The sequence below is a fragment of the Pseudomonas rhizophila genome, from assembly GCF_003033885.1.
Classification (GTDB): Bacteria; Pseudomonadota; Gammaproteobacteria; order Pseudomonadales; family Pseudomonadaceae; genus Aquipseudomonas; species Aquipseudomonas rhizophila.
The window spans coordinates 67,216-87,721 of the sequence record NZ_CP024081.1 but is presented as its reverse complement, the minus strand read 5'-3'; the positions used below and the strand labels follow the sequence as shown (position 1 = coordinate 87,721).

Genomic DNA, 20,506 nt, shown 5'->3' with positions numbered 1-20,506 from the left:
ACATCCGCCGGCAATCAGCGGTTACTCCCCATCACCGTACAAAGTGGCGAGGACTTTACGAGCACCGCCATGATCACGGTGCTCGCCCAGATAAACACCTTGCCAGGTACCCAATGCCAACCGTCCCGCCGTGACCGGCAGGCTAAGCTGACACCCCAGCACGCTGGCCTTGAAGTGCGCCGGGAGGTCGTCCAGGCCTTCGTCGTTGTGCTCATAATCGGCGGTTCCTTGTGGGATCAGCCGATTGAAAAATCGTTCGAAGTCTCGACGCACCGCCGGATCGGCGTTCTCGTTGATGGTCAACGAGGCCGAGGTATGCTGCAGCCACAGATGCAACAGACCGACACGACATGCCCGGAGTTCAGGCAGGCCGGCGAGCAACTCGTCCGTTACCAGATGAAAGCCCCGAGGCCTTGCCCGCAGGGTTATCAGCGTCTGTTGCCACATACAGATCTCCGCACGTTCGGCGCGCATTCTAGCGCGCTCTGGGAAAAAACAAAGGGCCTAATACGCCTGCTTTGGTGTAAGCCGATGGCGGTAGAAAAACCCATGTCGCGTACATAACAAAAGACGTCGGAAAAACCGACACATCCTGTGAGCAATGACAAACTCCAGACAAAAAAATGCCCGGCGAACCGGGCATTTTTTATTGCGTGTACTTACAGATTGTAGCCACGCTCGTTGTGCTGGGCCAGGTCCAGGCCGACCGCTTCTTCTTCCTCGGAGACACGCAGACCCATGACGGCGTCCAGGACCTTGAGAATGATGAAGGTGACGATCGCGGTGTAGATCACCGTGAAGCCTACACCCTTGAGCTGAATCCACACTTGCGCGCCGATATCAGTCACGGTGCCGAAGCCACCCAGGGCCGGCGCTGCGAACACACCGGTCAGGATCGCGCCCAGGATACCGCCAATGCCGTGCACGCCGAAGGCGTCCAGGGAGTCGTCATAGCCCATTTTGCGCTTGAGGGTAGTGGCGCAGAAGAAGCACACCACACCCGCCGCCAAGCCGATGACCAGGGCGCCCATCGGGCCCACGGTGCCGGCAGCCGGAGTAATCGCCACCAGACCCGCCACCACACCCGAGGCAATGCCCAGTGCGCTTGGCTTACCGTGGGTGATCCACTCGGCGAACATCCAGCCCAACGCCGCAGCAGCGGTTGCAATCTGGGTAACCAGCATTGCCATACCGGCGGTGCCGTTGGCCGCGATGGCGGAACCGGCGTTGAAGCCGAACCAGCCTACCCACAGCATGGCCGCACCCATCAAGGTGTAACCCAGGTTATGCGGTGCCATCGGGGTAGTCGGGAAGCCCTTGCGCTTACCCAGTACCAGGCACGCCACCAGGCCAGCAATACCGGCGTTGATGTGCACCACGGTGCCGCCAGCGAAGTCCAGCACACCCCAGTCCCACATCAGGCCGCCGTTGCCGGACCAGACCATGTGCGCAATCGGTGCATACACCAGGGTGAACCACACGGCCATGAAGATCAGCATGGCGGAGAACTTCATCCGCTCGGCGAACGCGCCGACGATCAGGGCCGGGGTGATGATGGCGAACGTCATCTGGAAGGTGATGAACACCGCTTCAGGGAACAGGCCAGTCAGGCTACTAGGCGTGAGGCCCGCCAGGAATGCCTTGTTCAGACCGCCGACGAACGAATTGAAGTTGACGACGCCCTGCTCCATCCCCGTGGTGTCGAACGCAATGCTGTAGCCATAAATGACCCACAGGATGCTGATCAGACCGGTAATGGCAAAGCATTGCATCATCACGGAAAGAATGTTTTTCGACCGAACCATACCGCCGTAGAACAGCGCCAGGCCGGGAATAGTCATGAACAGTACAAGAATTGTGGCAGTGAGCATCCAGGCAGTGTCGCCGGAGTTCAGGACTGGGGCTGCCGCTTCTTCTGCCATGGCCAGGCCAGGCGTTACGAAGGACAACAGGGCTCCTAGCCCTGCGAATTTACGCAGAGTCATATTGTTTTCTCCTGGGGCGTTGGGTTTGGCGGCTTAGATAGCGTCGGTATCGGTTTCGCCGGTACGGATGCGAATAGCCTGTTCCAGATTGACCACAAATATCTTGCCGTCACCAATCTTGCCGGTATTGGCGGCCTTGGTGATCGCCTCGATAACCCGGTCCAGATCCTTGTCGTCAATGGCGACATCGATCTTCACCTTGGGCAGGAAATCAACCACGTATTCCGCGCCGCGATACAGCTCGGTGTGACCTTTCTGCCGACCGAAGCCTTTGACCTCAGTAACGGTAATGCCCTGCACGCCGATTTCGGACAGCGACTCGCGCACGTCGTCCAACTTGAACGGCTTGATGATGGCAGTGACTAGCTTCATGAAACTTTCTCCCGAATTGGTGGACTTGCCCCAGGAAAACAAACCCGACTCAAGTCTAAGCGCAGTGCCTGGCTTTGTAACGCATCGTCGGCCCAAGTTGCCCGACCGGTGCCAGCTAACCACTCTGACGAAGCTCCCCGCCTCGCCGGCTGCACTGCATTCGTCACAGCGACTGCATCAGTGCATGGGTCATCAGCCACTAAGCAGAAACCTTGCCATCTGTGCCCAAACCTTCTGATTTCAGTCTCTTACCCACTGTGCCGGCTCGCGCCGCACCCCGAACCGGAACAATACGCACAACATCAGTGCGACGATGCCCGGTCCAGTGCGCGAAAAGCGTGCACTCCTTGCTCGCCAAATGAATATAGACGCTGCGTGATACACTGCCCTCATCGTTTTCAGGACACCTGCCATGCTTGCGCCCAAAGACCTCCTCGACGCCCTGAGCGGCCACGCTTCCCGCCTCTTGAGCGGCGACACACCCCTGCCCAAAAGCGAAATCGAAAGCCAGTTCAAGGCCCTGCTACAAAGCGGGTTCAGCAAGCTGGATCTGGTCAGCCGGGAAGAATTCGACAGCCAGATGGTCGTACTGGCCCGGACCCGGGCGCGGTTGGAGAGCCTGGAGGCGAAGGTGGCGGAGTTGGAGACGAAGATAAATCCTCCTACCGAATAAAATCCCCCAGCAGGAGCTGCTGAAGGCTGCGATTTTTTGTCTCGCTCCCCTGCCCCTGCAACGCTTTCTTGCCGAGGCCTCAAGCCGACTAGGTCAGCCACACGCGGCTCGCTGGGATTGACCTTGGGCCAGCGCCAGCGGCAACTCCAGGGTAAAGAGCGCGCCCTTACCCGGCCCCGCGCTCTGCACCGTCAGCTCGCCGCCCATCTCGTGCGCAGCAGGCCAAAGCCGTGACCGTCGGCGCGCGTCGTAAAACCATGCTCGAACACCCGGGTGAGATTGTCCCTGGAGATACCCTCGCCGTTGTCCTCGACCTCGATCCGCACATGCTTGTCGTCAGTGGCCTTCAGACGCAGGGTAATGCGCGACGGTCGATCCGCCACCGAATCAAGCGCCTGCTTGGCGTTGTTGATTAGATTGATCAGTATTTGCAGCACCTTGTGCTTGTCCAGCGACATCATCGGAATATCGGCGAGCTCCTTGATCAGCGTCACATGATGACGCGCCAGGGACACATCGCAGATGCGCACCACATCCTCGATCAGCTCTCGCAGCGAACCCGGCTCCAGCACGCTGGAGTTACCGGCATAGGACTGCTGGGTGGCGACGATTTCCTTGATATGGTCGATGCTCTTGGTCAGCTGCACCAACTCATCGATCATGCTCCGCTGCTCGGCTGCCAGGGCTTCGGCCAACTTGCCAAGATAGCCGGGTAGCGCGCGACCTTTCGGATCGCTGCTGATAAAGGCGCCGAGATCATCGGAATGCTCCTTCATCAATTCAGCAACCCTGATCACCCCCTGCCCCTTGGATGCGTGCACTTTCTCGTACAAGAGTCGGGCTGACACATTGACGCTATTGAGTACATTGCCCACGTTGTGCAGCACATTGGTGGCGATTTCCGCCATACCGGCCCGGCGCGCGGTAGTGACCAGTTCGGCCTGCGCCTCACGCAACTCGTCATTGACCCTGGCCAGTTGCTGCGGGCTGGGGATCTTAAGGGCCGCAGGCACTAGCCGAACCAGCAGGATGGCAGTAATCACCGAGGCGATAGCAGTGATTACCTTAACCAGCGCCGACAGCCAATAGTAGGGCTGCCAGATAGTCAGGATTTCCATCACATGGCTGGTCCCGCAGGCCAGGATGAACACACCAAAAGCCGTCAGCATCCAGTCAAAAGGCACGTCTTTGCGCTTGTGGATAAAGTACAGAAGGGGGAAGGGGATGGAGATGTAGGACAGGGTGATCAAGCCATCGGCAATGACATTGGTCCACAGCAAATCCGGTCGCCACATATAGCAATGCCCATGGGGTATAAAGCGCTTGTCGGTTAACAGAGCCAGCAGATCGTTCATGGGCCACTCACTCCCTGTGCCGTAGATGCCGATTGGACAAATCGGAGTCTAGCAGGGGCTGGGGCGGTCATTTCGAAGGCTCCGTGAAACGACCGCAGAGCCCTGCTGAACGAACGCGCGCCCTATCGCCATCGTGTTCGCGGGGGTGATCGGCCATTAGTAACCGCAACATCCTGGCAAAATTTTCGCCTTCGATTGCCCCACCGAAAGCCTATCCCACGACTAACCTTCAAGAGCCGCAGGACGCGGCCCCTTATTCACTCAAGGAACGATTGCATGTCGCTCGCCATTGTCCATAGCCGCGCCCAGGTGGGGGTGGAGGCTCCTGCCGTTACCGTTGAAGTCCATCTGGCCAATGGCTTGCCATCACTGACGATGGTCGGCTTGCCTGAAGCGGCGGTGAAGGAAAGCAAGGACAGGGTACGCAGCGCGATCATCAATTCGGGCCTGAATTTCCCGGCGCGGCGCATCACGCTGAACCTGGCGCCGGCGGATCTGCCCAAGGACGGCGGGCGGTTCGACCTGGCGATTGCCCTGGGGATCCTGGCGGCCAGCGTACAGGTGCCAACCCTGATGCTGGACGATGTGGAATGTCTCGGGGAGTTGGCGTTGTCCGGCGCGGTGCGCCCGGTGCGCGGTGTGTTGCCCGCGGCGCTGGCGGCGCGCAAGGCCGGGCGTACGCTGCTGGTGCCGCGAGCGAATGCCGAGGAAGCCTGTCTGGCATCGGGGCTGAAGGTGATCGCGGTGGACCATTTGCTCGAAGCGGTAGCCCACTTCAATGGCCATACCCCGGTGGTGCCTTATGTTTCCAACGGGCTGCTCTCGGCGAGCAAGCCCTATCCTGACTTGAATGAAGTACAAGGCCAGGTCGGGGCCAAGCGCGCATTGCTGATCGCCGCTGCGGGAGCTCATAACCTGTTGTTCAGCGGACCACCAGGCACCGGCAAGACATTGCTGGCGAGTCGTTTACCGGGGTTGTTGCCGCCACTGGCTGAAAGTGAAGCCCTGGAGGTCGCCGCGATTCAGTCGGTCGCCAGTTGCGTACCGTTGAGCCATTGGCCGCAGCGCCCGTTTCGTCAACCGCATCACTCGGCGTCCGGCCCGGCGCTGGTGGGTGGCGGCTCAAAGCCGCAACCGGGAGAGATCACCCTCGCCCACCATGGCGTGCTGTTTCTCGATGAACTGCCGGAGTTCGACCGCAAGGTTCTTGAGGTCTTGAGGGAGCCGCTGGAATCGGGCCACATCGTGGTTTCGCGCGCTCGTGACCGGGTGCGCTTTCCGGCGCGTTTTCAGTTGGTGGCGGCGATGAATCCCTGCCCCTGTGGATACCTTGGCGAGACCAGTGGCCGATGCTCGTGTACGCCGGACATGGTGCAGCGCTACCGCAATAAACTCTCCGGCCCCTTACTGGACCGCATCGACCTGCACCTGACCGTCGCCCGGGAAGCCACGGCGTTGAGCCCAAAAAGCGAATCCGGTGCGGATACGGCTACCGTAGCCGAGCAAGTGGCCGAGGCCCGCGAACGCCAGCAAAAGCGCCAGGGCTGTGCCAACGCGTTCCTGGATCTGCCGGGTTTGCGTCGGCATTGCAAGTTATCCACAACCGATGAAACCTGGCTGGAAACCGCCTGCGAACGACTGACCCTGTCGCTGCGAGCTGCCCACCGCCTGCTCAAGGTCGCCCGTACGCTAGCGGACCTTGAGCAAGCGGATCGAATCAGTCGGGAGCACTTGGCCGAAGCATTGCAATACCGGCCCGCCACGCCCTGATGGGCATCATGGCTTGCTCAGGTCCACCAGCGGCGTATTTCGTACTTCGGTTTGCTGGGCGCCCTGGATTTCATCGATACGTTTGAGGGCTTTATCCACGGCACCTTTATCCGCCAACAGGCTGTAGTGGATCTGGAACTGCTTGTGCTCTTTTGGCGCGATGGTGGGCACCAGGCCCAGTGGCCGTTGATACCGGCGGTTATAGGAAAAACTGGTGCCCGGCTCCAGCCCGGTCACGTAACCCTGACCTTGGGTATCGGTGTTTTTCCACAGGGAGAACACGGGGAGCGTGCCGGTGTTGAAGCCCACCGATACACCGAGGCTACCGGCCTTGTTGTGCAGCACGGTGAGGGTGTCGCCCTTGGCATCGGCATAAGGCACGACGTTGTAGACGGTTTCGTCGTAGTCCTTGGTTGGCCCTCGGTAGGTTTGCCAATCCGCCAGATCGCCCTTGGCCTTGTCGTTGAACGGCGAGACCTGCTTGACCGGCGCCGCGAAGCGAGCCCCCTGCTCCAGGAACGGTGTACTGAAATTGCTGTGGTAAAGCGCTTGGTATTCCTTCTGATAGTCGCCGTTGTTGGTCAGCGTGTCCTTGAGTGCGAAGCTCACGCTGCCGGGCTCGGTCAGCAGTTCGGTTTGTACCGAGAAATCGACCTTCTTGAACGCTTGCTCCTTCAGCTCGCCCCGCAGAGTAATCGCATAAGGCGGTTTTTCATCGATGTGCAGCGTCACTTTGTTGGCCGGGATGTTGGCGGCGCGGCCATGCAGCGTCAGCAGCTCGCCATTGTCCATACCGGGATGGCCGACCCATTCGTAGCCACAGCGGGTCACCAGCTCGTTGAAGCCTTCGAGCCAGCCCAGTCCACCGCGACCATTGAGCTCGATGAACGACGGATTGACCACTTCCTTGACCGGCGAATCCCAGCCCATACGCACTTCACCGACCGAGGCCTGCAGCACGTTCATGCCCCGCGTCGGGACGACCGAGAGCTTCATCGTACCGTTGTCGATATCGACGATGCTGACGCCTTCCTGCCGACCGCCATGCAGGGTGCGCATTGTCACGGAAAACGGCTTGTCGGTTTTCACGCCTAGCTGCTGGCTGGTGATTTTCCAGGGCTGAGCGGCTTTATCGGTGTCGAGCAGGACGTAATCCCAGGCCATGGCGTGGGACGTAGCGCCCAGGGCGCTGAGGGCAATGACAAGTTTGAGCGGAGTCATAAGGGCAGCCTTTTCTTGGAGTTGTGCGGTTTTTATAGACTTGAAGAAACGTTTCAGCAAGCTTAAAAACAGCGATAACCTTGAAAACCGCAAACGCCCGTTCGCCGCCAAGCCRCTGTGGGAGCGAGCCTGCTCGCGATAGCGGTGGGTCAGTGGCGGGGATGTCGGCTATGCCGACGCCTTCGCGAGCAAGCTCGCTCCCACACTGATCGGGATGGCCCACAAAATGTTCGTTCGCCGCCAAGTCCCTGTGGAAGCGAGCTGCTCGCGATAGCGGTGGGTCAGTGGCGGGGATGTTGGCTATGCCGACGCCTTCGCGAGCAAGCTCGCTCCCACACTGATCGGGGGATGGCCGCAAAACCTTCGTTCGCCGCCAAGCCCCTGTGGGAGCGAGCCTGCTCGCGATAGCGGTGGGTCAGTGGCGGGGATGTRGGCTATGCCACTGTTGTCGCGAGCAAGCTCGCTCCCAGAGGGATCTGGGGTGAACTTGCTCGCGATGAGTCTGCAGGACGCCTCAGCGGAACCGGTCAACCTCTTTGCGCAGGTCCTGCGCCAGTTTTTCCAGTTCCTTGGCGGTGATCGCCAGGTTCGAGACCACTTCGCGCTGTTCGCTGTTGGCCATGGCGATGCTTTGCAGGTTGCTGCTGAGCAGGGTCGCGGTGCTGCTTTGCTCCTGAGTGGCGGTGGTGATCGCCGCGAATTGCTGGCCTGCCGAACGGCTTTGCTCGTCGATGCGCGCCAGGGCCGAGGCCACATTGGCATTGCGCGACAAGCCTTCTTGCATCAACAAGTTGCCTTTCTCCATCGTACTGATGGCGTTACCGGTTTCCTGCTGGATGCTATTGATCATGCCGGAAATTTCGTCAGTGGCCTGACGGGTACGGGACGCCAGGCTACGAACTTCGTCAGCCACTACGGCAAAGCCCCGACCCTGCTCACCCGCACGGGCGGCTTCGATGGCCGCGTTGAGCGCCAGCAGGTTGGTCTGCTCGGCGATCGAGGTGATCACCCCGACGATGCCGCCGATTTCCTGGGAGCGCTGGCCCAAGGTGTTGATGACCGTGGCAGTGCTGTTCAGTGCGCCAGCAATTTGCTCCAGCGACGAGGATGCTTCATCCATCGACGTACGACCGATGCGGGTTTGCTGGGCGTTATCCTGGGCCAGGCGTTCGGTATTGCCCATGTTATCGGCGATGTTCAACGAGGTCGCGCTGAACTCTTCCACTGCGCCAGCCATGCTGGTGATTTCGCCGGACTGCTGCTCCATGCCCTCATAGGCCCCGCTGGACAACCCGGACAGGGCCTGGGCGCGGCTGTTGACCTCTTGCGAGGCCTTGCGGATATGTTCGACCATGGTCGACAGGGCCTGGCTCATCTGGTTGAACGCACGGGCCAACTGACCGATTTCGTCGTGGCTCGACACATTCAGACGCACGCTCAGGTCGCCGGCGCCCAGCGCCTCGGCCTGGCGCACCAGATCGCCCAGCGGGGCCAGTTTGCTGCGCAGCAGCCACACCGCCGAGCCCACGGCCAGCAACATGGCCAGCAAGCTGCCGATAGCCAGTTGCGTACCAACACTCCAGGTCACGGCGCGAATCTCGGCTTTCGGCATGCTCGCCACCACCGCCCACGGACCGTCCTCGAACGGCACGGCAACGCTGTAGAAATCTTCAGCGGTATCGCTCCAGAACACACCTTTGCCTGGCTTCTTGACCAACTCCTTGATGGTCCCGGTCGCCTGCTCCAGCGCCTGCACACCCGCTGGCGGAACCAACCATTTGTTTTGCTCATCCAGTACCGCCAGCGAACCGGTCTGACCGATACGGAAGCGCTTGAGGTTCTCGAACTGGGCGTTCTGTGCGTCGGTGTAATCGAATCCCACATACAACACGGCAATGATCTTACCGCTGCTATCGCGTACGGGGGTGTACTGCGACATGTAGAAGCGCCCGAAAAGCAGGGCCCGACCAATGTAGCTCTGCCCACTCATGACCGGGGCATAAGCCGGGCCGGCACGGTCGAGCAAGGTGCCGATCGCCCGCGAACCGTCCTGCTTGGTCAAGGAAGTGCTCACGCGGATGAAATCGTCGCCGCTACGCACGAACACTGTCGCCACTCCGGCGGTCGTCTGCCTGAACTCATCAACTTCCTTGAAGTTGTTGTTCAGCACTTCGCTGCCCAGTCTCAGGGTTGGAGCCTGCACGCCTGCCACCGCGACCGGCTCATCCGGGTGAACGCTCAGGCCTGCGCTGAAACGTTTATCGAACAGCCCGCTCAATCGCTGCGTGCTTTCACGCAGGGTGCCATGGAACGTATTGAGCTGGTCGGCCATCAGGCGCGCTTCGCTGGCCAGGTGTTCTTCACGGGTCGCGAGGTTGGCGGAGTCCAGCGAGCGCAGAGCAAAGACGGTGCTGCCGGAGATCACGATCGCCAGTATCACGGCAAGGGCGAGGCCCAGCTGTGAGGCGATTCGGGCACGAGGTTGAGACATGACGGCTCCTAGCCAAGTGACCGGATCATCCTGATCACGTCGCACACTCGGCAATTTTATTCGGGTGATATGTAGGCAGTCCCTTTCTAATACGAAAGTACTACTTCCACACATTCGGCGGCGAAACCGAATACTTGAGCGCTTTGGAAGGAATAATGCCAAGTGGCTAGCACGGGAGCTTCATCGATTCAGCCCAGACGCTTTACGTCGGGTAATTGCATGGCCTTCACTTCGCCCTGGAGAAAATCGCTCAGACGGCGCAAACGTTCACCTCCTGGACGGGTTTTCGGCCAGACGAGGTAATAGTGCTCGCCGCTGGCGACGGCGGTAGGCCATGGCAGACTCAAGCGCCCTTGGGCCACGTCCTCGGCCACCATCAACAGATCACCCATGGACACGCCGTAGCCGCGCGCCGCGGCGATCATGCCCAGTTCCAGCGTATCGAACACCTGCCCACCCTTGAGCGAGACCTGATCGGACAGGCCCATGCGCGAAAGCCAGTTGCGCCAATCACGACGGTCCGGCGTGGGATGCAGCAATTCTGCGCTGGCCAACCGCGCCACATCCCAGGGCTGGTCGTTCAACAGGTTCGGTGCGCCTACCGGAATCAGCTCCTCGGGAAACAGCAAGCTTGCCTCCCAGTCGCTAGGAAAATGCCCGTTGCCCAGTAATACCGCGCAATCGAAAGGCTCGGTGTTGAAGTCCACTGAATCGACGTCCATCCAGGCGCTGGTCAGTTGCACTTCATTGCCGGGCTGAAGATGCCGGAAGCGGCTCAGGCGCGCCAACAGCCAACGCATGGTCAGCGTGGACGGCGCCTTCATGCGCAGGATGCCATCTTCGCCGTGCAAGGTATGACAGGCCCGTTCCAGCGCCATGAAACCCTCACGCACGCCCGGTAGCAGCAACCGCGCCGCTTCGGTCAACTGCAGGTTGCGACCACTGCGCTGGAACAGCCGACAGGCAAAGTGCTCTTCGAGTGTACGAATATGCCGGCTGACGGCACTTTGAGTAATCGATAGTTCCTCGGCCGCCCGGGTGAACGAGCTGTATCGCGCCGCCGCTTCGAATGCCCGTAACGCATAAAGAGGAGGGAGACGACGAGACATCGGGAAAAGCTCCTATGGCGATATTTACGCACCCTATCAGAAAGTTATCAGCATGAGTTTTAATCATGCCAGTGATCGCTTTTTTCCTTTTGTGCAAACCGCTGAGAGCGCCGAGAATCGCCGTTTTACAGCCTTGTTTGAACATGGAGTGTGATGATCATGCGGCATCCGGTGCGAATCGAACTGTGGGCTATCCTGCGGCTGGCAGGGCCGTTGATTGCCTCGCAGTTGGCGCACATGCTGATGGTCCTGACCGACACCCTGATGATGGCGCGCCTGAGTCCCGAGGCCCTGGCAGGCGGCGGGCTCGGAGCGGCGACCTATTCATTCGTGTCGATTTTCTGCATCGGTGTGATCGCCGCGGTGGGCACGTTGGTGGCGATTCGGCAGGGTGCCGGTGATGTCGAAGGCGCCACCCGACTGACTCAGGCCGGGTTGTGGCTGGCCTGGTTGATGGGGTTGGTGGCCGGGCTCCTGTTGTGGAACCTCAAGCCGGTACTGTTGCTGTTCGGCCAGACCGAAACCAATGTCCTGGCCGCCGGCCAGTTCCTGCTGGTGCTGCCATTCGCCCTGCCCGGCTATCTGAGTTTCATGGCCCTGCGCGGCTTTACCAGCGCCATTGGCCGGGCTACCCCAGTGATGGTGATCAGTCTCGGCGGCACGGTGGCCAACTTCCTGCTCAATTACGCACTGATCACCGGCATGTTCGGCCTGCCAAAACTGGGCCTGATGGGAATCGGCCTGGTCACGGCCATCGTCGCCAACTGCATGGCTCTGGCCCTGGCCTGGCATATTCACCGGCATCAAGCCTACCGCGCTTATCCGTTGCTCAATGGTCTGTCGCGGCCCAATCGCCAGTACCTCAAGGAACTGTGGCGCCTGGGTCTGCCCATTGGCGGCACTTACGCAGTGGAAGTCGGGCTGTTCGCGTTCGCCGCGCTGTGCATCGGCACCATGGGCAGCACGCCATTGGCAGCGCACCAGATCGCTCTGCAGATTGTCTCGGTGGCATTCATGGTCCCGGCGGGAATGTCATATGCGATCACCATGCGCATCGGCCAGCACTATGGCGCCGGGCAACTGCTGATGGCACGGCTGGCCGGTCGGGTCGGAATTGGCTTCGGCGCAGCGGTCATGCTGGCGTTCGCGATGGTGTTCTGGTTGCTGCCAAACCCATTGGTCGGCTTGTTCCTGGACCACGACGATCCGGCGTTTCGCGGAGTAATCGAGCTGGCGGTGAGCCTGTTGGCGGTAGCGGCGTGGTTCGAGCTGTTCGACGGTGCGCAAACCATTGCCATGGGCTGTATCCGTGGGCTCAAGGACGCCAAGACCACCTTCCTGGTGGGCCTGGGCTGTTATTGGCTGATTGGCGCACCGGCGGCATGGTGGATGGCCTTCCATCTGCACTGGGGCCCGACCGGCGTCTGGTGGGGCCTGGCCCTTGGTCTGGCCTGCGCGGCGGTGAGCCTGACCCTGGCATTTGAGTGGAAGATGAAGCGAATGATCCGCAGTGAGCCTCTGCGGCACCAGGGCTTTGAAACTGTCCAGGCCGACTGAAATCCCATGCGGGAGCAGGCTCGCTCCCACAAGGCTTGGTGTCAGCCGATTTCCAGCACCGACTGCTGGCTGCCGTCAAACGTCAGGTATTCCACCAGTTCCGCCAGGGGCAACGGCTTGCTGATCAAAAAGCCCTGCACCTGGTCGCAGCCGTAACCGCGCAGCAAATCCAGTTGCTCCCGGGTTTCCACGCCCTCGGCCACCACTTCCAGGTTGAGGTTGTGGGCCAGGTTGATCATCGCATGGACCAATTTGCGATTTTCCTCGCGCTGCTCCATGCCACCCACGAAGCTCTTGTCGATCTTGAGCAAGGCGATGGGCAGGCTGTTGAGGTGCACGAACGAGGAGAAGCCGGTGCCGAAATCGTCCAGGGAAAAGCGCACCCCCAGGCGACCCAGGGCGTCCATGGTCTGCTTGACCAGTTCGCTGCGGCGCATGACGGCGGTTTCGGTGAGTTCGAATTCCAACCACTGCGCCTCGACACCGCGTTCGGCGATCAGGCGGCTCAGGGTCGGCAGCAACTGGCTGTCCTGGAACTGCCGGAACGACAGGTTGACCGCCATGTGCAGGGGCGCCAATCCCCTTTCACGCAGCGCCTGCATGTCCCGCAATGCCCGGGAAATCACCCAGTAGCCCAGCGGTACGATCAGCCCGCTCTGTTCGGCCAGTGGCACGAACTCACTGGGAGGCAATAGCCCGCGTTCGTTATGACGCCAGCGCACCAGGGCTTCGAGGCCGACGATGGTGCCGCCATCGAGGCTCAGCCGGGGTTGGTAATGCAACTCCAGCTCGTCGCGCCGCAGCGCCCGACGCAACTCGCTCTCCAGGTCGGCGAGGCTGCGGGCGTTACGATTGATGCGTTCGTTGAAGATATGAAAGGTGCAGCCCTGGGTGCTCTTGGCCTGCTGCATGGCGATATGGGCGTGCCACATCAGCGGGTCCGCGCCGGCCTGGGCGCGAGCGTGGGCGATCCCCAGGCTGCAACCGATCAGCAGGCTTTCACCATCGACCCAATAAGGTTCGGCCATGGCTTCGGTGATGCGCTCGGCCATCCACTCAGCCCGCTGAGGCGCCCGGCGGGTGTCGATCAGCAGCGCAAATTCGTCGCTGCCCAAGCGCGCCAGTTGATCGCCGGCTTCAAGCGAACCTTTGAGCCTCGATACTACTTGCAGGATCAAACGGTCACCGGCCTGGTGGCCGAGGGCATCGTTGGCATGACGGAAGTTATCCAGATCCAGATGCCCGAGCGCCAGGCCACGGCCTTCGTTTTCCGCCAGGCGCGCCGCCAGCAGGGTCTGGAAGCCCTGGCGATTGGCGATGCCGGTCAGCGGATCCTGTTCGGCAAGCCGCTGCAGCGTGTTTTCCAGCACTCCGCGCTCGCGCACATGGCGCAGGCAACGGCGCAGAGTGGCGCCATCGAGCACATCACGTACCAGCCAATCGCTGACACCATCAGGTGCAGTGGTGGGCTCGTGCTCGAGCAACAGGACCGTCGGCAAACGGCAACGACCGGGTGCCGGCTGCAACGCCGCGACGGTCAACAGCACCGCGTTGTGGTTGTCTTCGAACAGGCTGCTGACCGACTCCCAGCTCGGAGCACTGATCAACACGACCGACGGCCCCATGGGGGCCAGGCACTCGCGCAAAATCGCTGACCATACCGGCTCTTCGGCCAATAGCAGCAAACGCAAGGGTTCGACAGACGTTGACAAGCTGACTCCCTAGACTCTGCAAGGTAATAGGCGCAGGGCATTATGACCTGCTGACCGCTAATGACCAATGCCAATGGTTCTCAAACACTTGCTTCAGACGGCTTTTCTTACCCTCGAAGCCGAACGCTGGACGCCCATTCGCCCCACATCCTGCGTGAAAGTAACAAAAGCGGCAAATGACAATGCAGTGTTGCGTCACAAGTCGGACAGAGCAGCACAATTCTGTGAGCCTGTTAAAATGCCGGCCCATTTTGCAAACGACTCCCTGACCCTGTCATGTCCCGACTCAATCCCCGGCAGCAAGAAGCCGTGAACTATGTCGGCGGCCCTCTTTTGGTGCTCGCCGGTGCAGGCTCCGGCAAGACCAGTGTGATCACCCGCAAGATCGCGCACCTGATCCAGAACTGCGGTATCCGCGCCCAGTACATCGTCGCCATGACCTTCACCAACAAAGCTGCCCGGGAAATGAAAGAGCGGGTTGGCGGCCTGCTGCGCCCTGGTGAAGGCCGCGGCCTGACAGTCTGCACTTTCCACAACCTGGGCCTGAACATCATCCGCAAGGAACATGCACGGCTGGGCTACAAGCCGGGTTTCTCGATTTTCGACGAGACCGATGTCAAGGCGCTGATGACCGACATCATGCAAAAGGAATATTCGGGCGACGACGGCGTGGACGAGATCAAGAACATGATCGGCGCCTGGAAAAACGACCTGATCCTGCCGCCCCAAGCCTTGGAAAACGCCCGCAATCCCAAGGAACAGACCGCCGCCATCGTGTACGCCCATTACCAGCGCACGCTCAAGGCGTTCAACGCGGTGGACTTCGACGACCTGATCCTGCTGCCGGTCAAGCTGTTCCAGGACCACGCCGACATCCTCGAGAAATGGCAGAACAAGGTCCGCTACCTGCTGGTGGATGAATACCAGGACACCAATGCCAGCCAGTATCTGCTGGTGAAGCTGCTGATCGGCATCCGCAACCAGTTCACCGTGGTGGGCGACGACGACCAGTCGATCTACGCCTGGCGTGGTGCGCGGCCGGAAAACCTGATGTTGCTCAAGGAAGACTATCCGTCGCTCAAAGTGGTGATGCTGGAGCAGAACTACCGCTCCACCAGCCGCATCCTGCGCTGCGCCAACGTGCTGATCTCCAACAACCCCCACGAGTTCGAAAAGCAACTGTGGAGCGAGATGGGCCACGGCGACGAGATCCGCGTGATTCGCTGCCGCAACGAAGACGCCGAAGCCGAGCGCGTGGCCATGGAAATCCTCAGCCTGCACCTGCGCACGGACCGGCCGTACAGCGATTTTGCCATCCTGTATCGCGGTAACTACCAGGCCAAGCTGATCGAGCTGAAATTGCAGCATCACCAGATCCCCTATCGCCTGTCGGGGGGCAACAGCTTCTTCGGCCGTCAGGAAGTAAAGGACCTGATGGCTTATTTCCGCCTGATCGTGAACCCGGACGACGACAACGCCTTCTTGCGAGTGATCAACGTCCCACGCCGGGAAATCGGCTCGACCACCCTGGAAAAACTCGGCAACTACGCCACCGAGCGCAAAATCTCGATGTACGCCGCCACCGACGAAATCGGCCTGGGCGAGCATCTGGACAGCCGCTTCACCGACCGTCTGGCGCGCTTCAAGCGCTTCATGGACAAGGTGCGCGAACAGTGCGCCGGCGAAGACCCGATCTCGGCGCTGCGCAGCATGGTCATGGACATCGACTACGAGAACTGGCTGCGTACCAACAGCTCCAGTGACAAGGCCGCGGACTACCGCATGGGCAACGTCTGGTTCTTGATCGAGGCGTTGAAAAACACTCTGGAAAAGGACGAAGACGGCGACATGACCGTCGAGGACGCCATCGGCAAACTCGTGCTGCGAGACATGCTCGAACGCCAGCAGGAAGAGGAAGACGGCGCCGAAGGCGTGCAGATGATGACCCTTCACGCCTCCAAGGGCCTGGAATTCCCCTACGTGTTCATCATGGGCATGGAAGAAGAAATCCTGCCCCACCGCTCCAGCATCGAAGCCGACACCATCGAAGAAGAACGGCGCCTGGCCTACGTCGGTATTACCCGCGCACGTCAGACGCTGGCCTTTACCTTCGCCGCCAAGCGCAAGCAATACGGCGAGGTGATCGACTGCGCCCCGAGCCGCTTCCTCGATGAGCTGCCGCCAGACGACTTGGCCTGGGAAGGCAATGACGACACACCGACCGAGGTCAAGGCCGTTCGCGGCAATAGCGCCCTGGCCGATATACGAGCGATGCTCAAGCGCTAGAATCGACTACTTTTTACCGAACTTTTTACCAAATCCAGGGGCGCCGAAGGCGTCATTAAAGGAGGCTTGATGGAAGCCCTGCACCAGAAAATTCGTGAACACGGCATCGTACTTTCCGATCAGGTTCTGAAAGTCGATGCTTTTCTGAACCACCAGATCGACCCGCAATTGATGAAGCTGATCGGCGACGAATTTGCCGCGCTGTTCAAGGACTCGGGCATCACCAAAATCGTTACCATCGAAGCCTCGGGCATTGCCCCGGCGATCATGACCGGCCTGAACCTGGGCGTTCCGGTGATTTTCGCCCGCAAGCAACACTCTCTGACCCTGACGGAGAACCTGTTGTCCGCGACCGTGTATTCGTTCACCAAAAAGACCGAAAGCACCGTGGCCATCAGCCCGCGCCACCTGACCAGCAGCGACCGGGTACTGATCATTGATGACTTCCTGGCCAACGGCAAGGCCTCCCAGGCACTGATCTCCATCATCAAACAGGCCGGCGCCACCGTGGCAGGCTTGGGGATCGTGATCGAGAAATCGTTCCAGGGTGGACGTGCGGAGCTGGATGCCCAAGGCTATCGCGTTGAATCGTTGGCCCGGGTGCAATCGCTGGCCGGTGGTGTCGTGACCTTTATCGAATAATCGCCCTGCGTCCCTGTGGGAGCGAGCCTGCTCGCGATGAGGCCGGCACATCCAACACCAATGTTGACTGACAGTCCGCTATCGCGAGCAGGCTCGCTCCCACAGGGGCTTTGAAGTGGCCGTTAAGGCGCGGTGATCTTGAGACCAGCGAGCAACAAGCGCTGACCCAGCTCTTCTTTCAGCCCTTCGGGGCTCGCCAACTGCATCCGCTCCAAATGCTCGGGAAACTCCGACGGCGGCGGCGCATCCAGTGCAGCCTTGCCCAGCTCCAGCATTTCGGTGAGTTTGAACTTGCTCTTGAGCCAGTTCAGCGCCCGCAACAGGTCCCGCTCCACCCCGTCGAAATCGCTGCCCAGCGGATACTCCGGGAACAAATTCGGATGCCGTGCCTGGATGGCCTGCAAGCGTTCCGAGGTGTTCTCGGCGAAGCGCGGATCGAGGCGAAAATCCTTCGGCAACTTGCCGGCATTTTGCGCCTGCTCGATCAACTCCGGCTGGAAGCGTGAGTCGCTGATGTTCAGCAGCGCCTCGATCACCGCGGCATCAGTCTTGCCCCGCAGGTCAGCGATACCGTATTCAGTCACCACGATGTCTCGCAAGTGTCGGGGAATGGTGCAATGGCCGTATTCCCAGACGATGTTCGAACTGATCTCGCCCCCCGCCTCGCGCCAACTGCGCAGAAGCAGAATGGAGCGCCCGCCCTCCAGCGCATGGCCCTGGGCAACGAAGTTGTACTGCCCGCCGACGCCGCTGAGTACGCGACCATCTTCCAGTTGGTCCGCCACCCCGGCGCCCAGCAAGGTCATGGTGAAAACCGTGTTGATAAAACGTGCATCGAGTCGCTGCAGGCGCTTGAGTCTTTCCTGGCCGTACAGCTCGTTGATGTAACTGATGCGGGTCATGTTGAATTCGAGGCGCCGACTCTGGGGCAACTCGCGCAAGCGTTCGTAAAAACTGCGAGGGCCGAGGAAGAATCCGCCATGGATGCAGATGCCATCGGGTTGCGCCGCCTCGTCGAGGGTGCCGGCGTTGGCTCGTTCCTGGGTCGGCTCGTCGGGATAGACCCTGCGCCGGATAATTCCGGCCTCTGCCAGCACCAGCAAGCCGTTGACGAACATTTCGCTGCAACCGTACAACCCTTTGGCAAAGGGTTCGACCCCGCCCTCACGCTCGATCAACTGCGCCCACTGGCTGAGATTCAGCTCCGCCAGCAACGCCTGGTAAGCGGCATTGTCGGCTTGACGCGCCAGCAGCGCCGCCGTCAACGCATCGCCCATGGAGCCGATGCCGATCTGCAACGTACCGCCGTCACGCACCAGGGCACTGGCGTGCAGGCCGATCATATGATCCTGAAACCCCACCGGCATGTTCGGCGTGGAAAACAGCGTGTGGCTGTCCTTTTCGTCGATCAACAGGTCGAACGTGTCGATGCCGACTTCCGCATCACCGGGCATGTAGGGCAGATCACTGTGAACCTGGCCCACCATGAGGATGGTCTCCCCCGCTGCACGCCGCTTGGCGACCATCGGCAACAGGTCGAGGGTGATGTCCGGGTTGCAACTCAGGCTCAGGCGGTCAGGATGCTGCGCATCACTGGCCACCAGTTGCGCGATCAGGTTCAAGCCAGCGGCATTGATGTCCCGCGCGGCGTGGCTGTAGTTGCTGCTGACGTAATCCTGCTGGGCCGACTCGCTGTGCAACAGGCTGCCCGGTTGCAGGAAGAATTGCTGAACGTGGATGTTGGCCGGCAGGCTGTCACGGTGCAGATCGGCCAGGTAATCCAGTTCCGGATAATCGCCAAAGACCCGTTCGATAAAGGGCTCGAGAAAGCGCTTCTGCAAACCATCGCCCAGATTGGGTCGGCCCAGGCTCAGAGCGGTGTAGATGGTCAGTTGTCGCTCAGGCAGTTGCGCGATACGCCGGTACAGGGCGTTGGCGAACAGATTGGGTTTGCCCAACCCCAGGGGCATGCCCAGATGAATGTGCGCTGGCAGGCGCGCGAGTACGTCATCCACCGCCTGTTCGATTGAACACAACTGCACCATCCGACCCTCCGGGACATTCCATGAATGTGGGTTGGACCGAGCTTGCCGGGTCTTGGTTGCGATGAACAGCCTTTGTAAAACCACCGGGCACAAAAAAGCCGCTCGTAAGCGGCTTTCTTGCGGAAGATGCTGGCTATTACAGACCCGACATCTCTTTGATCGCGCCCATGAGCTCTTCATCCGAGCAATCGGCGCAGGTGCCTTTAGGCGGCATGGCGTTGATGCCAGTGATCGCCTTGGCCAGGATGCCGTCGAGGCCGCCCTGATGATCGGCGCGCTCTTTCCAGGCAGCCGTGTCGCCGATTTTCGGAGCGCCCAGCAGGCCGGTGCCGTGGCAAGCATTGCAGTGTTTTGCAATAACATCCTTCGGCGTCTTGGCTCCACCGCCGCCAGCCGAAGCCACGACCTCCATGCCCTTGCATTCCTGCCCCTGAACGCAGACCTGGCCGACCGGTTCAAGGCGCTTGGCGATTTCGTCGTTGGGCGCTGCTTGGACACTGGCTGCCCATAGGGCCAATACGGTTGCTGGTGCAGCCAGCATTTTCATAATTAGATTCACGCGTACACCCTCAATGGTGGCTAGTCACGCCTGCGGCCACGGTTTGCAGGCGGGCGCAAGTATAGCGGGAAGGCCGTCACACTGAAACAACCCCAAAGTCGCAAGGGTCTTGTTTGTCATGACAGCTCATCCTTCGGGCGCCTTTGCCGTCCGGGCACGGCGCCTCTTTTCCTAGAAATTGGCCGGTGTGGCTGCGCTGATCAGTCGCGCCGGCGCATCGAACGGATTACGGAAACGGTGTGGCTTGGTGCTCTCGAAATAGTAGCTATCGCCCGCTTCGAGTACGAAGGTTTCGGCGCCGACCACCAACTCCAGCCGCCCTTCCACCAGAATCCCGGTCTCTTCGCCCTCATGGGTAAGCATCTCGTCACCGGTATCGGCGCCAGGCGGGTAGATCTCGTTGAGAAAGGCAATCGCCCGGCTGGGGTGCGCCCGGCCCACCAGTTTCATGGTGACGGCACCGTCGGAAATGTCGATCAGTTCATTGGCTTTGTAGACGATCTGAGTCGGTTTCTCCTGCAGAATTTCTTCGGAGAAAAACTCGACCATGGACATGGGAATCCCGCCAAGGACCTTACGCAGCGAGCTGATCGAGGGGCTGACGCTGTTTTTCTCGATCATCGAAATGGTGCTGTTGGTGACGCCCGCGCGCTTGGCGAGTTCACGCTGGGAAAGGCCTTTGAGTTTACGAATGGATTGCAGTCGTTCACCGACGTCCAATGCTGGAGC

Annotated in this window: 16 protein-coding genes; 5 read left to right on the top strand and 11 right to left on the bottom strand. The window is 60.4% G+C overall.

Going from position 1 to position 20,506, the window contains the following annotated elements; translation table 11 throughout:
* Nucleotides 1-21: 21 nt before the first annotated feature.
* From CRX69_RS00365 to glnK, 3 genes are all read right to left on the bottom strand, one after another.
* Nucleotides 22-447 (bottom strand): secondary thiamine-phosphate synthase enzyme YjbQ, encoded by a 426-nt coding sequence (locus CRX69_RS00365; protein ID WP_047226195.1) that lies wholly within the window; start codon nucleotides 445-447, stop codon nucleotides 22-24.
* A 212-nt stretch (nucleotides 448-659) separates the two neighbouring features.
* A complete protein-coding gene (locus CRX69_RS00360) occupies nucleotides 660-1,985 on the bottom strand; it encodes an ammonium transporter (protein ID WP_047226138.1) in 1,326 nt (441 codons plus the stop codon).
* Nucleotides 1,986-2,018: 33 nt separating this feature from the next.
* The gene (gene glnK / locus CRX69_RS00355) at nucleotides 2,019-2,357 is read right to left on the bottom strand and encodes a P-II family nitrogen regulator (RefSeq protein WP_002555808.1); all 339 of its coding nucleotides are present in this window, start codon (nucleotides 2,355-2,357) and stop codon (nucleotides 2,019-2,021) included.
* Nucleotides 2,358-2,769: 412 nt separating this feature from the next.
* On the opposite strand from glnK, the gene CRX69_RS00350 reads away from it, so the two are divergent.
* Entirely contained in the window at nucleotides 2,770-3,030 is a 261-nt protein-coding gene (locus CRX69_RS00350; protein ID WP_047226139.1) for an accessory factor UbiK family protein, read from the top strand.
* Between the two features lie 191 nt (nucleotides 3,031-3,221).
* On the opposite strand, the gene CRX69_RS00345 is transcribed toward CRX69_RS00350, so the two are convergent.
* Nucleotides 3,222-4,385: a sensor histidine kinase gene (locus tag CRX69_RS00345; RefSeq protein WP_240539576.1), complete on the bottom strand. Its 1,164-nt coding sequence runs from the start codon at nucleotides 4,383-4,385 to the stop codon at nucleotides 3,222-3,224.
* A 276-nt stretch (nucleotides 4,386-4,661) separates the two neighbouring features.
* Here CRX69_RS00345 and CRX69_RS00340 point away from each other — a divergent pair, with 276 nt between their 5' ends.
* On the top strand, nucleotides 4,662-6,155 hold the full coding sequence (locus CRX69_RS00340) for a YifB family Mg chelatase-like AAA ATPase (RefSeq protein ID WP_047226141.1): 1,494 nt from the start codon (nucleotides 4,662-4,664) through the stop codon (nucleotides 6,153-6,155).
* Nucleotides 6,156-6,161: 6 nt separating this feature from the next.
* On the opposite strand, the gene CRX69_RS00335 is transcribed toward CRX69_RS00340, so the two are convergent.
* The 3 genes from CRX69_RS00335 to CRX69_RS00325 form a co-directional block, all read right to left on the bottom strand.
* Nucleotides 6,162-7,376: an aldose 1-epimerase family protein gene (locus CRX69_RS00335; protein ID WP_107321365.1), complete on the bottom strand. Its 1,215-nt coding sequence runs from the start codon at nucleotides 7,374-7,376 to the stop codon at nucleotides 6,162-6,164.
* A 514-nt stretch (nucleotides 7,377-7,890) separates the two neighbouring features.
* On the bottom strand, nucleotides 7,891-9,867 hold the full coding sequence (locus CRX69_RS00330; RefSeq protein ID WP_047226143.1) for a methyl-accepting chemotaxis protein: 1,977 nt from the start codon (nucleotides 9,865-9,867) through the stop codon (nucleotides 7,891-7,893).
* Nucleotides 9,868-10,055: 188 nt separating this feature from the next.
* Nucleotides 10,056-10,976, bottom strand: a complete 921-nt coding sequence (locus CRX69_RS00325; RefSeq protein WP_047226144.1) for a LysR substrate-binding domain-containing protein — start codon at nucleotides 10,974-10,976, stop codon at nucleotides 10,056-10,058.
* Nucleotides 10,977-11,135: 159 nt separating this feature from the next.
* Here CRX69_RS00325 and CRX69_RS00320 point away from each other — a divergent pair, with 159 nt between their 5' ends.
* On the top strand, nucleotides 11,136-12,533 hold the full coding sequence (locus CRX69_RS00320; protein ID WP_047226196.1) for a NorM family multidrug efflux MATE transporter: 1,398 nt from the start codon (nucleotides 11,136-11,138) through the stop codon (nucleotides 12,531-12,533).
* 41 nt (nucleotides 12,534-12,574) lie between these two features.
* Here the strand turns inward: CRX69_RS00320 and CRX69_RS00315 are convergent, their stop codons facing one another.
* Nucleotides 12,575-14,245, bottom strand: a complete 1,671-nt coding sequence (locus CRX69_RS00315; RefSeq protein ID WP_047226145.1) for a putative bifunctional diguanylate cyclase/phosphodiesterase — start codon at nucleotides 14,243-14,245, stop codon at nucleotides 12,575-12,577.
* A gap of 276 nt (nucleotides 14,246-14,521) precedes the next feature.
* Here CRX69_RS00315 and rep point away from each other — a divergent pair, with 276 nt between their 5' ends.
* On the top strand, nucleotides 14,522-16,531 hold the full coding sequence (gene rep / locus CRX69_RS00310; protein WP_107321364.1) for a DNA helicase Rep: 2,010 nt from the start codon (nucleotides 14,522-14,524) through the stop codon (nucleotides 16,529-16,531).
* Nucleotides 16,532-16,600: 69 nt separating this feature from the next.
* Complete coding sequence (locus tag CRX69_RS00305; RefSeq protein ID WP_047226147.1) at nucleotides 16,601-17,173, top strand: xanthine phosphoribosyltransferase; 573 nt, start codon at nucleotides 16,601-16,603, stop codon at nucleotides 17,171-17,173.
* Nucleotides 17,174-17,295: 122 nt separating this feature from the next.
* On the opposite strand, the gene CRX69_RS00300 is transcribed toward CRX69_RS00305, so the two are convergent.
* From CRX69_RS00300 to CRX69_RS00290, 3 genes are all read right to left on the bottom strand, one after another.
* On the bottom strand, nucleotides 17,296-19,218 hold the full coding sequence (locus CRX69_RS00300) for an acetyl-CoA hydrolase/transferase C-terminal domain-containing protein (RefSeq protein WP_076383086.1): 1,923 nt from the start codon (nucleotides 19,216-19,218) through the stop codon (nucleotides 17,296-17,298).
* A 136-nt stretch (nucleotides 19,219-19,354) separates the two neighbouring features.
* Entirely contained in the window at nucleotides 19,355-19,765 is a 411-nt protein-coding gene (locus CRX69_RS00295) for a c-type cytochrome (protein ID WP_047226149.1), read from the bottom strand.
* Between the two features lie 183 nt (nucleotides 19,766-19,948).
* On the bottom strand, nucleotides 19,949-20,497 hold the full coding sequence (locus CRX69_RS00290; RefSeq protein WP_047226150.1) for a cupin domain-containing protein: 549 nt from the start codon (nucleotides 20,495-20,497) through the stop codon (nucleotides 19,949-19,951).
* Nucleotides 20,498-20,506: the final 9 nt, after the last annotated feature.